The 13,747-nt window shown below is 32.4% G+C and carries 12 protein-coding genes; 7 read left to right on the plus strand and 5 right to left on the minus strand.

The genetic code is table 11. The features are described from left to right. Positions 1-235: 235 nt before the first annotated feature. Genes EDD66_RS05295 through EDD66_RS05305 form a run of 3 tightly spaced genes read right to left on the minus strand, consistent with a single transcriptional unit; the run spans position 236 to position 2,433 of the window. Complete coding sequence (locus tag EDD66_RS05295) at positions 236-664, minus strand: DUF3021 family protein (protein WP_123608535.1); 429 nt, start codon at positions 662-664, stop codon at positions 236-238. A gap of 9 nt (positions 665-673) precedes the next feature. After that, positions 674-1,111, minus strand: coding sequence for a LytTR family DNA-binding domain-containing protein (locus EDD66_RS05300; protein ID WP_123608536.1), 438 nt, complete (start codon positions 1,109-1,111; stop codon positions 674-676). A 20-nt stretch (positions 1,112-1,131) separates the two neighbouring features. Next, a complete protein-coding gene (locus EDD66_RS05305) occupies positions 1,132-2,433 on the minus strand; it encodes an alpha/beta hydrolase family protein (protein ID WP_123608537.1) in 1,302 nt (433 codons plus the stop codon). A 320-nt stretch (positions 2,434-2,753) separates the two neighbouring features. Here EDD66_RS05305 and EDD66_RS05310 point away from each other — a divergent pair, with 320 nt between their 5' ends. Together EDD66_RS05310 and EDD66_RS05315 are read left to right on the plus strand one after the other, a co-directional pair. Next, on the plus strand, positions 2,754-3,221 hold the full coding sequence (locus EDD66_RS05310) for a YbaK/EbsC family protein (RefSeq protein WP_123608538.1): 468 nt from the start codon (positions 2,754-2,756) through the stop codon (positions 3,219-3,221). A gap of 74 nt (positions 3,222-3,295) precedes the next feature. Beyond that, positions 3,296-4,156: an AraC family transcriptional regulator gene (locus EDD66_RS05315; protein ID WP_123608539.1), complete on the plus strand. Its 861-nt coding sequence runs from the start codon at positions 3,296-3,298 to the stop codon at positions 4,154-4,156. Positions 4,157-4,254: 98 nt separating this feature from the next. Here the strand turns inward: EDD66_RS05315 and EDD66_RS05320 are convergent, their stop codons facing one another. Further along, positions 4,255-6,075: a cache domain-containing sensor histidine kinase gene (locus EDD66_RS05320; protein ID WP_123608540.1), complete on the minus strand. Its 1,821-nt coding sequence runs from the start codon at positions 6,073-6,075 to the stop codon at positions 4,255-4,257. Beyond that, positions 6,072-7,625, minus strand: a complete 1,554-nt coding sequence (locus EDD66_RS05325) for a response regulator transcription factor (RefSeq protein WP_123608541.1) — start codon at positions 7,623-7,625, stop codon at positions 6,072-6,074. Before EDD66_RS05325 ends, EDD66_RS05320 begins: the two co-directional genes overlap by 4 nt. Positions 7,626-8,012: 387 nt before the next feature. On the opposite strand from EDD66_RS05325, the gene EDD66_RS05330 reads away from it, so the two are divergent. The 5 genes from EDD66_RS05330 to EDD66_RS05350 all read left to right on the plus strand — a co-directional run bounded on the left by EDD66_RS05330 (position 8,013) and on the right by EDD66_RS05350 (position 13,744). Then, positions 8,013-9,521, plus strand: coding sequence for a sugar ABC transporter ATP-binding protein (locus EDD66_RS05330; RefSeq protein ID WP_123608542.1), 1,509 nt, complete (start codon positions 8,013-8,015; stop codon positions 9,519-9,521). A 16-nt stretch (positions 9,522-9,537) separates the two neighbouring features. Continuing rightward, positions 9,538-10,533, plus strand: coding sequence for an ABC transporter permease (locus tag EDD66_RS05335; RefSeq protein ID WP_243115306.1), 996 nt, complete (start codon positions 9,538-9,540; stop codon positions 10,531-10,533). 2 nt (positions 10,534-10,535) lie between these two features. After that, positions 10,536-11,546 (plus strand): ABC transporter permease, encoded by a 1,011-nt coding sequence (locus tag EDD66_RS05340; RefSeq protein WP_123608543.1) that lies wholly within the window; start codon positions 10,536-10,538, stop codon positions 11,544-11,546. A gap of 71 nt (positions 11,547-11,617) precedes the next feature. After that, entirely contained in the window at positions 11,618-12,691 is a 1,074-nt protein-coding gene (rhaS, locus tag EDD66_RS05345) for a rhamnose ABC transporter substrate-binding protein (RefSeq protein WP_330510850.1), read from the plus strand. A gap of 726 nt (positions 12,692-13,417) precedes the next feature. Beyond that, positions 13,418-13,744 (plus strand): L-rhamnose mutarotase, encoded by a 327-nt coding sequence (locus EDD66_RS05350; protein WP_123608544.1) that lies wholly within the window; start codon positions 13,418-13,420, stop codon positions 13,742-13,744. Positions 13,745-13,747: the final 3 nt, after the last annotated feature.

Here is a 13,747-nt window from a genome sequence, read left to right on the forward strand (position 1 = left end):
TTATAATCTCTATAAGTACCATAACAAAAGAAATCGAATTCAATTGACAGCATAAATATTTGACAATCGATAAATATTATTCTGCCTGCATTTGAGCAGGTGCATTTAGTGACCCCGATTTTAGATATAATCTTGTAAATAAATCGAGAACAGCCATAGCTTCACCGTCTGGTGTTACTATGGCCGTTCTTTATGGCCGTTTTTTTACAGCCCCTTTACTATTTGGTTTAATTATTCATAATCTATTTTGCATATTTTTCAATCCTTTATTAATTTCATTGGCTGTTTTACTATCAATAATCCATATAATCAGATGAACAAATATATAGATAATAAAAACAGATATAGCAAATGGGAATGCAGCATTATTACCATCGAACAACCCTGTGAAATGTCCGAAGGTTATTAAGAACATTTCCAAAACAATAAAGTGAAGTATTTTTCGAATAAACATTTGGGAAGATGATAATTCTTTTGACGAATATAATATAAAGGAGGGAAGTATAGCAATAACACCGATAATTAGAGGGGAAAAAAAGGCTTCATATCCAAACTTGGTATTTGAATCATAAATTGCTCCTAAGACCGCAATAGCTATAGTAATTCCAGTTACAATTATAAAATAATTTAATAGATTTTTCTTTAAAAATTCCTTAAAATCCATAATTTTCTCCTAAATTCTTAATTTATCTTTCAATGCAGTTACATATTGTCTGGATATTATTATCTGTTCTCCATTTTTAAGTTTTGCACTAAATCTGCCATTGAGGGCTGGTTTTACATAATCTATTTTTAATAGATTAATAATTACAGATTTAGAACATCGGAAGAACTGGTGATTTTTGTAAATATATTCTAATTCATATAGCTTGCATTTTACTTCATAAACCCTATTTTTAAGATAAGCAAACACCTTGTTGTCTATACTTTCGAAATAATAGATATCTTGTAAAGAAATCTGAAAGATCCCATAATCATCATATCCAGAGAGTATATCTCCTTGGTGTTTTACAAAGTTGATGATTTCTAATATTTTATCATCAACTTTATAACAACGAATAAGTATAGTTTCTTCTTCTGGTTTTCTTATGTTTTCAATACTAATCTTCATGCTTTCTCCTGTAGATTATATTAATATTCTTCCATAAGATTTAGCTCCTTAGTATTCTTTAAATAATGGTCGAAATAGTCTAATATAATCTGATTCATAGTTTTAATACAATAGCGGCTATCTACTTTACCAGTACCTAACATATTTGCAATGAAAGGTGAAAACATAGGCAAATCAGTAAAGTTAAGGTGTCCAGAACCTTTGATTACAACTTGACTGGCTGCGCTTGCATTGCTTGTTACTACCATATTAGCATATATTGAAGAATTATCCAATGCATCTTTGTAATGTTCTTCATTATAAAGATTTAAAATTGGAATTGGGTAAGGAGTATTATTTAATATTTCTTTTTCCATATCCAATCCAGTTACCTCACCAATCATCGTACCATCAACTACTATAACTGCATCTATATCATTACGCTCTCGACCAATTTGTGCAGCTGTTGCGCCTCCTAAAGAATGGCCAAACATACCGATTTTTTCTGTATTAATCATCTGAAAGACTTCATCAGAAGATGGAGAGGAGGCTTTACTCAAAATATTATCAATTATTAGATTTGTATCAGCAAGTCTTAGATTAAGCCAATTATGAGTGAGTTCAAATTCTTCCCTCTTATTATAATCATTATTTTGAATAGCTATTGCATCATTAAGGAAATCTACATTTACAATCGCAACTTCTCCATTTACTTGTTGGGTAAAGAAGGACTGGTAAGTATGGTCAATACTACATACTACATAACCATTGCTGGCTAATTCTACAAAAGTAGAATAATTACTGCCACGAAATCCAAATGCGCCATGAGAAAAAATTACTAATGGAAATTTTTCGTTTTCACTTTCTGGATACCAAAATTGTATGGAAACTTTTCTGTTCTCTGTTTGATTGGAATAGGATTCTATTCGATCCGGATCTGTTAATGTATAACTCATAGTCCTTGTATTATAATTACCAGTCTGAGCAAGCGGCTCATATTGAGGAAATAGGATTGCAGGTATAATGGCAAAAGTAATTAATAAACAATTACTTATACATATTATAATTATTCTTACTGTTGTATAAGTTTTTTCTGCTTTTTTCTTTTTGCGAATAATATACCATAATCCGATTAGTGCTTGTAGCGATAGAAGTGTGAAAAGTGTTGTCCATTGAAAGCCCCATTTTATTATTTTAAATATTATTAAGAAAGAAAATAGTACAAATGATATGATATGTAAATAAGATTTAATATCTTTACTATGGGAATTTATTTTAATACAATACATAGCAAATCCTATATTTACAATAATACCAATGGTTAATATAATTATCCCAGTCATTTTTATTACTCCTTTATCATTTATTATAGATTGAGTTTAATTCAAAGAAACCATAGTAGCAATAGGTTAACAGGTAAGTTACAAAATAGTCAGGTAAGTTGCATAAAGTGAGACTTAATTCAGGTGTGGCTTTTACCACATCTGAATCTTAGCTTCACCTATCTAGGGACGTAGCAGCTGGTAGTCATCAGATAAATCAAAGGATGATAACAAAAATAATCATTGATGTAACCTAAATTTTGTATTATTATTCATTTAATGGATATGTCTCATTATATTACTAATAACTGAACTTTCATATTACTTAGGAGGGATATAGAATGGCGATAGAGAAAGTAAGAAAATATTTTAAACAATGGAATATGGAGGATAGGATACAAGAATTTAATGTATCCAGTGCAACTGTAGAGCTGGCAGCAGAAGCACTTGGCTGTGAGCCGGAACGGATTGCAAAATCATTGGCCTTTAAAGTAGAAGATGATTCTATTCTTGTTGTTGCTGCTGGTGATGCCAAGGTCGACAATGGAAAATTTAAAAATAAGTTCAAGACAAAGGCAAAGATGATTGCTCAAAATGAGGTAGAAGAATTAATTGGACATGGAGTTGGTGGAGTATGCCCTTTTGCCATTCATGAAAATGTTGATGTTTATTTAGATATTTCATTAAAGCGATTCCAGACTGTATTTCCTGCCTGTGGCAGTAGCAACAGTACGATTGAACTTACAATAGAAGAGCTGGAAAGATACGCAAAAAGTAATCAATGGGTGGATGTATGTAAGAATTGGTAAAGTACAATTATGAGCAAAGCAGGACAGGAAATAGCAGTAATATTCTTTTATAATTGAAACAGGAGATGAGATTAATGGATTTTGTTCAAAGTCTGCAAAAGGCAATTGATTATATTGAGGAAAATATATTGGAACCAATTACTTATGAAGATGTTGCAGAACATGTCTATATGTCTAACTATCATTTTCATAGGACATTTAGCATGATAACGGGCATGACGGCAAATGAGTATATCAGAAACAGGAGATTATCCATGGCCGGTCAGGAAATCATCATGTCTGATATAAAAGTAATTGATCTGGCTTTTAAATATGGTTATGAATCGCCGGAAAGTTTTACAAAAGCATTTACAAGATTTCATGGTATTTCTCCCAATATAGCAAGAAAAACAGGTATGAAGCTAAAATCTTTTAATCGGCTTCTAATCAAATTAAAATTGGAAGGTGGTACTGCTATGGATTACAGAATTGAGAAGAGAGAACCGTTTCGGCTTATTTCAAAGGTGGGAAAATTCAGGAACGAATCTATTTCAGAGGAGGGAAATACAGAAATTTCTGATTTTTGGCAAGAATGCGGCAGCAATGGTACGATTCATACACTAAAACAACATGCCGGTCAGACAGACCTATATGGGTTATGTGAACCAGTATCAAAAGAAAGCACTTATTTTAAATATGGAATTGGCATGATATATGATGGCAATCATATTCCAGAAGGTTTTTTTATTTGGGAAGTAAAGAATACTTTGTGGGCTGTGTTTAAATGTATTGGTGAGACCAGCCAATGTATCGGTGAAACCTGGGATAAAATTTTTTCTGAATTTCTTCCAGGCTCAGAATATAATATGGTTGATGATACTGATTTTGAATTATATCCAGATGGTGATGATGCCGATTGTTTTTGTGAAATTTGGATACCTGTTGAAAAGAAATAACAGGATTAATAAAATGGGGCTGCCCCAAAATTATTATGAATAATACAAAAAAACTATGCTCTCCCTATAATACACTGTTGAAAGGGAGAGCATAGTTTTTATAGCTGTACATCATTCTTTTTTAATGCTGGTATTCTGATCTCAACTTCGGTATATTCACCAAGAACGCTATGATAGGATAATCCGAATTCTTTATCATAAAATAATTGAAGTCTGTGATGGATATTAACGATAGCGACACCACTGCCAGTTGTACTTTTTACATTGCCAGTTAACAATTCATCCAATGTTTCTTCCGGGATACCAATTCCATCATCAGATATGAGGAAAACAAGGGTTTCCCCTTCTAACCACCCGGTAATTACAATATTACCTTCTTTGGATTCTTTCCCTAAAATTCCATGTTGAATTGAATTTTCAACAACTGGCTGAAAAATGATCTTTGGAATGGTATATTCTAGTATATTATCAGGAATATCTACGGTAAAATGGATCTGATTATTATAACGCATATTCTGCAGCTGAATATATAGTGAAACATGCTCTATTTCTTCTTCTATCGTTACTACGATATTTCCTTTGCGTAATGTCATCTTATAAAATTTAGATAAGGTTTGTACCGCATTTGATACTTCTTCGTTCAAGCCCTTTTTTGCCAGCCAGTTAATCATATCTAAAGTATTATAAAGAAAATGAGGATTAATCTGTGACTGTAATGCTTTAAACTCGGCAGTTCTTAATTCTTTTGCATTTTTTATCTGTTCTTCAGATAAATCATTGATTTCTCCAACCATATAATTATAAGTTTCTATTAAATCACCGATTTCATCATATTCCGGCGGGTGTTCTAAAGGTGTCGGCTTGCCCGTTTTTACAGATCTCATTATATTTATGACATTTGATATACGTCTCACAATGGAATTGGATAAGGAGATAGATACCACAAAAGCAAAGGCGAGGATCAGTATATAAGCGATCAGGAATTCGATAATGATAGTTTTATTATCGGACCAAATGCTATTTACAGGTATTACAGTTATCATGATCCAATTGGTACCTGCAATTTCCTGATAGGAAATATAACAACTTCTTGATGAAAAGTATTTTGTTTCAAATTTATTTGTGTCTGGTACGATAGGAGGGATATCATCATAATAAACGAGATATTCTCCAACAAGGCTGTTATTAGAGTATCCTACAATAGCATCTCTTTCATTGATAATATATTTTGCACTTTCAGGCAGATTCGTATGTTTCTTTAATAATGAATTAATATAACCTTTATTAAAATATACTGCAACAAATGCCACTTCCTGATTATTTTCATCTGTTATTTTCCGGATAAAAGACAATTGACCGGATACTCTCTTCTCAGTCCCGGTTAAATATAGAGTTGGACTAAATATAGCTTTGCTATTTGTACTGGAGAAAATACCATGCCAGTAGGAATTCTTAATATCATCAATAGGCTTATATAATCCACTCTTTAAAAGAGTAGCATCATCAAAATATTTTGAATAGCTGGAGTCTAAGTATATCTTAATATCAGTAATCGTTGTGCCGTCGACCGCAGATAATACATTATGTGTAAATGATAAAAGCTCTTTGTATTCAGTATTATTCATCTGGAGATTTGGATTTCCGGTTAATTTAATAAAAGTCTTATCCTTTACAATCTGATTGGAGATATCCCGGATGGAACCAACAGTATTTTCAATATTTGTAACCGTTTCTCTGGCAACACTTAATTCTGATTCCTTGGTGTTCGTTATGATAAGATGAAATAACTGATTATAGAATAAAGCAGTTATGATTAATATAGGAGTCACAATAAGAATTAAGTGGGAGATTAATAATTTATTCTTTAACTTCATATCGTGAGAATAATAACTTATTAAATTATTGATTTTTTTGATCATTTCCCATAACGCTCCCTATATTCGGATGGTGATAAACCAACTGACTTTTTGAAGATCTTTCCAAAATAGTTGCTATCACTATAGCCTACTTTTGATGATATATCAGTTATTTTAAATCTGGGATCCTTTAGCATATTTTTTGCTTTTTCAATTCTAAACTCGGTAAGATATTGATTTAAGGTTTTTCCGGTTTCATTTTTGAATATTGTACAAACATAGGTAGAAGAGAGGTAAACATGTTCACTGATATCTTTTACGGATAATGTTTCATTGCTGTAATTTTTATTAATAAATTCTTTGATGCTGAAAATTGTCGCATTATCTTTTATTTCTTCTTCTAATGCTGAAAAGAATGTGTTTATTTTATCAACTAATATCTGATGAATATCTATTAAATGATTATCCTTTGAAACATAATCTAATATAATTGTATCAGAATCGGTATAAAAAGATGACATATGGAGGCTGGAGGCCGTATTATATAAAAGTGTAAATATTTTATAATAAATATCTCTGGCATAGTTTGGCAATACGTGCTGATTGTTTAACAATTCTTTATATAAAGATTCAATAATTTTAAATATTGTATTCTTATCATGATTGTTTAAACATTCTTCAAATTCATTCATCAGATTCTGATTAAAATTAGGAGCAGGTTTTAAATGATCAGAAATAATAATATTGTTATATTCATAAAAAAAAGAACTCTGAAGTAATGAAACAGCAATATTATAAGATTCATATATATTCTTGACTCCTGTAACATTTTTACCTACGGTAATATAATATTGATATGATTTATTTAAATATGCGGCTAAATCATCACATATATTATTAATACTATATTCAGTGATTTTATCATTCGTAAATATATGAATAATAATATAAGCATCATTTTTCACACCAAGAATATAATTCATTCGATACTTCTTGATACATGAATCTATCGTATCATATAATTCATTTATATCATTGTCCTGGATGCTGGAAATTGGTTTTTTCAGTGATAGGATTATGGTTGTAAAATCTGTTGTGTTCTTAATTTGATAACCAGAATCATGAAATCTTTTTTGGTAGTTCACATCACTGTTTTTTACGGGTGGATGGGTTACCTCTATGGCTAATTTACGTTTGGTATGCCTGTCATGATTATTCATGGTAATCTGTTGTTTCTCGTAGAGCGTCTGAGTTTGAACTGCACTTTTAACCGCTTCTTCTATTTCCTTTGCATCTATTGGTTTCTCAACATAGCTGATCACCTTTAAAGAAATAGCAGCTTTTAAATATTCTTTGTCAGAATAACCACTCATAAAGATAATACTTGTATTGGGTAATATCTTATTAATTTCTTTTGACATTTCGATTCCATTCATTCTAGGCATTCTGATATCACTGAGAATGATATCAGGTCTATGTTTCTTTGCAAGTTTAACGCCGTTGATTCCATCATCTGCCTCAATTATTTCATCAATTCCAAGCTTATTCCAATTAATATTAGAAATAATACCTTCTCTTGTTAATTTTTCATCATCTATTATTAGTAACTTCATTTTTATTCCCCCTTATAAAGTGAAAGTAGGAGTGTTACAGCCGACAGTCATCAGATAAAATCATGTGTTTAAAATCATCCGAATTATTATTGTAACAAAAATACATTAAATTATCAATTATAATCGGAAATATATCAAGGTATATCCATAAAAAAACCGTATATTAAAGAAAAAACAACTATATACCAATATAATTCAAACACAAATCCAAACAAAACAAACAAACTACAATAAAATATTACCCTTCTTCTAAAGATTTTACCATAGGAATTCATTTTACCCAATGATATCATAATACTAAAGATAAGAGCAATAAATAATAATTAGTTTTCCCAATATTGGAAGATAAATATTTGTTCTAATTGAAATAATGGAAGGAGAATACAAATGTCTGATTATGTTCTTGAGCTAAAAGGGATTACCAAAATATTTCCAGGCGTTAAAGCATTAGATAATGTGCATTTTCAACTTAAAAAAGGCGAAATACACGCATTGATGGGTGAAAATGGTGCAGGAAAATCTACTTTCATCAAAGTAATTACAGGAGTACATAAAGCGGAAGAAGGCAAGATGTACTTAGATGGTAAGGAAGTTGATTTTAAAAATCCCAAGGAGGCACAAGCAGCTGGAATTGCAGCTATTTATCAGCATGTTACAGCATATCCCCATCTTAGTGTTACAGAAAATATATTTATGGGACACGAAAAGGTTCAAAAAGGTACTGGCAGGATTCTTTGGAACCAGATGCATGCTGAAGCAAATGAATTATTAAAACAGCTTAGTGCTGATTTTGATGCAACGACTGAAATGGGAGCCTTAAGTGTGGCACAGCAGCAGATGGTAGAGATTGCAAAAGCACTATCTATGAAAGCAAGAATAATTATCATGGATGAACCTACAGCGGCTCTTACACAAAGAGAAAGTGAAGAATTATACAAAATAACGGAAAAGTTACGTGATGAAGGAGCTTCCATTATTTTTATCTCACATAGATTTGAAGATATGTATCGTTTGGCTACCAAAGTTACAGTGTTTAGAGATTCTCAATATATTGGTTCTTATGATGTTGATGGAATTACCAATGAAGATCTGATCGTGGCAATGGTTGGACGTGAAATAACACAGCTTTTCCCAAAACCAGAAATTAAACTTGGTGAAGAGATATTAAGTGTTAAGAATTTAAGCAGAACCGGCTATTTTAAAGATGTATCTTTCAACGTTAAAAGAGGAGAAATATTAGGATTAACAGGTCTCGTGGGTGCAGGGCGTACTGAAGTTTGTGAGACTATTTTTGGAATTGAACAAAAAAGTGGTGGTCAAGTCTTTTTAGAAGGACAAGAAGTAACAATTAATGGCCCATTAGAGGCAATGAATATGGGAATTGGTTATTTGCCTGAAGACAGACAAAAATCCGGCTTGATCTTAGATTGGGGTATTGGACGTAATATTACTTTGCCCGTCCTTGAGCAGGTATCGAAATATGGCTGGATCAATGATAAAAAAGAAAAAGAATTAGGCAAAACTTTAGCTGAAAAAGTAGATACGAAAGCAGTTACGGTCTATGACCTGGCAAGCTCCCTATCTGGTGGTAATCAGCAAAAAGTAGTTGTTGCTAAATTATTAGCTTCAGACCTTAAAGTTATTATTCTTGATGAACCAACGAAGGGTGTTGACGTTGGTGCCAAGGCGGCTATTTATGAAATCATGGGAGAATTAGCTTCCCAAGGGTATGCAATTATTATGGTTTCATCTGAAATGCCGGAAATCCTTGGTATGTGCGATAGAATCGTTGTAATGTGTGATGGCAGAGTGACAGGTGAACTGATGGGTCACGAAGCTTCACAAGAAAGGATTCTTGAAAAAGCAATGGCAAAGTCCAACAATAATCAAGGGTAGAGCGAGGTGAAAGAGAGTGGAAAAGAAAAGTTTTGACATAAAGAAATTAACAAGCTCAAGAGAAATGAGTTTGGTCCTTATATTAATCGTATTAAGTTTATTTATTCAGCTTAGAAACAGTTCTTTCTTATCAATTACAAATATTAATGACTTAATAACCAATGCAGTTATGTTAAGTATTCTTGCAGTTGGTATGATGTTTGTATTATTGATTGGTGGTATTGATATTTCCATTGGATCTACAATAGCATTTTCAGGAATGGCTGTTGCACTGATATTAAGATCGAATCCTGGAATCCCTACAATTCTTTCTTTTATTCTGGGAATTATAATTGGTACATTATGTGGATTACTGGTCGGCCTTATTATCGCCAAAGGAAAAGTCATTCCAATTATTGCAACACTTGGCCTTATGAATATTTTCAGAGGTGCAACTTACCTTATAGCTGATAATCAGTGGGTAGCAGCTTATCAGTTGCCAGAAGGTCTGAAAGCATTTGCAACAGGTAAATTCTTAGGCATTAATAATATGATCATAGTTGCAATTGTAGTGTATATTATATTTGCATATTTTATTAAATACACCAGAACCGGACGTAAAATATATGCTGTTGGAAGTAATGTTGATGCAGCTAAGGTCAGTGGTATCAATATTGACAGAATTAAAATTTTAGTATATTCCATCATGGGTGGATTATCTGGTCTGGTATCAATACTTTGGATATCTAAATACGCTTCAGCACAAGGTGATGCTGCAACAGGTATTGAAATGGATGTTATCGCTGCCTGCGTTATTGGCGGAGTAAGTTTAAATGGTGGTAAAGGTACTGTACTTGGAGTTATTTTAGGAACTGTTACATTAGGTATTTTAAATAATGCCCTGCCTTTAATTAATATTTCTCCATTCTGGCAAGATGCAATCAAAGGTTTAGTAATCATTGCAGCTATTATAATCAACACAATTACACAAAGAACTATGGATAGAAATAATCTAAAAAGGAGGGAAATCTAATTATGGGAAAGACAAAAAGAGTAATTACAACTGCACAGGAATTTTCATGGAAAAAGTTTTTCCTTCAGTGGGAATGGTTATTAGTACTATTATTTATAGGTATTAATATCATGAATGCTAATTTATCTCCTTATTATATGAACTCAAGCGGATTATTAACAGCAACATCCTCATTTTTAGAAAAAGCATTTATTGCTTTACCAATGGCTTATATATTAGTACTTGGTGAAATTGATATATCAGTTGCATCAACTGTTGCATTATCATCTGTAATCATGGGTGTTTCTTACAACAATCTGGGCATTCCAATGGAAATCGCTGTTTTAATATGTTTGGCAACTGGAACTCTTTGCGGATTTATTAATGGATTTATATTAACAAAATTCAAAGAATTGGCACCGATGATTGTTACTTTAGGTACAATGATTCTTTTCAGAGGAATCGCAACTATGATTTTAAAAGATCAGGCTTCTGGTAATTTCCCAATGTGGTTCAGTGAAATTTATTGGGGTTCCATAGGAAATATCCCATATATGCTAATTGCATTTATTGTTCTGGCAGTAGCGTTTGGAGTTGTTTTGCATAAAACAACTTTTGGAAGAAGAGTATTCGCGATTGGAAGTAATGGTATCGCAAGTAGATATTCAGGTATACAAGTGGATAAAATAAGATTGCTAATTTATACTTTAACAGGTACAATGTCAGCTGTTACTGCATTATTCTTAACATCAAGAATGGGAAGTACAAGACCAAATATTGCCCAGGGATATGAAATGGACGCAATTGCAATGGTTGTACTTGGTGGTATCTCTACAAGTGGTGGTAAAGGAAGATTTGTTGGAGCTATCATCTCAATATTTATTATTGGTTTCTTAAGATATGGATTGGGATTGGTTAATGTCAGTTCACAGGTTATGCTTATCGTTATTGGTACACTATTAATTTGTGCAGTAATGATACCAAATTTAAATTTAGGCAGATTCTTTAAAAAGAAAACGGCAAAGACTGCTTAGAAGAGGTTACTTTGTTACAAATGGCGAAAGCTATTAATGTATAATTTTTATATTAAAAGGAGGAATTTTTCATGAGAAAAATGAAAAAAATTATGTCACTAGCTCTTGTTTTATCACTTTCTGTTAGTTTATTAGCAGGTTGTGGAAGCAAGAAAGAAGAACCAGCTGCACCAGGAGGAGATACTGCCACTGAAACAACTGATTCTGTAGAGGGAAAAAACTTTGCAATCTTAGTTAAGAGTGCAGGTAACCCTTATAACGAAAAAGAAAGTGCTGGATTTAAAGAAGTTATTGAAGCTGCTGGCGCAACTGCAATCGTAAAAGCTCCAGAATCAGCTACTGCTGAAGCACAAATTACAATGATCAACGAATTAGTAGCTCAAAAAGTTGATGCAATCGCAATTGCAGGTAATGATTTTGACGCTTTACAACCAGCTCTTAAAAAAGCTATGGATGAAGGAATTAAAGTATTATCTTTAGATGCATCTGTTAATTCTAACAGCCGTATGGTTCATATTAACCAAGCGGATAGTGAAAAAATCGGACGTACTTTAATTCAAGCTACAAATGAAATGGTAAAAGGTGAAGGCCAAATCGCTATTCTTAGTGCAACCAGCCAGGCAGCTAATCAAAATACATGGATTGAATGGATGAAGACAGAATTAGAAGAAGGCGATTACTCCAAACTGGAACTTGTAAAAATTGCTTATGGTGATGATGAATTCCAAAAATCAGTAGATGAAACAGAAGCTTTAATCAAAAACTATCCAGACTTAAAAGCTATTATTGCACCAACAACTGTAGGTATTATGGCTGCAGCAAAAGTAGTTACTGATAAAGGTTTAGTTGGTAAAATTGCTGTAACTGGTCTTGGTCTTCCTAGTGAAATGGCTGAATACATTACAAATGGTTCTTGCCCATGGATGTACTTATGGAATCCAATCGATGTTGGAGCTTTAGCAGCTCATGCTTCAATCTCACTTGTAAAAGGTGATATCACTGGAGCAGAAGGAGATAAATTTGAAGCTGGTACACTTGGTTCTTATGAAGTAATCAAAGCAGCTGATGGTGGTACAGAAGTTCTTCTTGGAGCACCTTTCAAATTTGATCCAGAAAACATTGATGAATGGAAATCAGTTTACTAAAATTTAAATAAGGTAAAGAGATATCAGATATATTGTCTTGCCTTCATGATATGAATAGGGTGGTGCTGATCAAATTTGCGTGTAAGCAACTAGCAAGTGCCACAGACAGGAGAAACACGCGAAGCTTGTTTCTCCTGTTTTACAGTTAAGAATATAGTAGTCCGAACATATAGAATCATTTAATTTCGCCGGAATAAACTCGCTGCTCTTAAAATAATAAGCGAAATTGCCTGTTTTATAGAATCATTAAGAATATGTAAATTCTTAAAAGACTAATTTAAAATGTCTTGACACCATTTCATATTATTCTGGCAAGTATTTATTAGAATCAATTCATACTAAAAATATTGAATTACTAATTAAGGTATTATAACCACTAGATGTAAAATAATTTATTTAAATAATTTAATATCTGATATAAAATTAAAATATTTATAATTAAAAATGCCTTACTATTTATATAGCCAGCTTTGCTACAGAATCTATATTAAGCCTTGTGAGGCAAAGTATCATTATGGCGTCATCCGGCTGAGTACGGTGTCCATATTTCGTCAAGACTCTTACCAAGAATGTGATTTCCTAAATCACATTCTTGGTAGTATAGAGGCTTGTAAGAAATTTACCGTCACGAAGGAAAGGTAGCCCTAATGATACTTTACCTGCAAGGCTATCAGAAGAACTTAAAGCAAAGCGTATGTAGAACAACAACCCAAAGGAGGAATCAATATGGAACACAGTAAAAAATATGCATGGACCTGGAAAGTAAAAGAAGAATATTTAGATGAGTATGTAAAAATGCACCTGGATCCATGGCCAGAAATTATGGAAGAACACACGAAGGCTGGATATCGTAATTATTCTATCTTTCAAAATGGAAATCAATTTTTCTATTGTTTTGAATGTGATGATGTAAATGCAGCAAATGAGTATATTGCAAAAAGTGAAGCTTGTAATCGTTGGAATGCAATCACATCAAAAATGGTTGAGGGATCATTTGACTTTAATGAAGAGGAGCCTATTAAGTTTATGAAGGAAGTTTTTTATTTAAAATAAAAG

The sequence above is a fragment of the Mobilisporobacter senegalensis genome (assembly GCF_003752155.1).
Taxonomy (GTDB): Bacteria; Bacillota; Clostridia; order Lachnospirales; family Lachnospiraceae; genus Mobilisporobacter; species Mobilisporobacter senegalensis.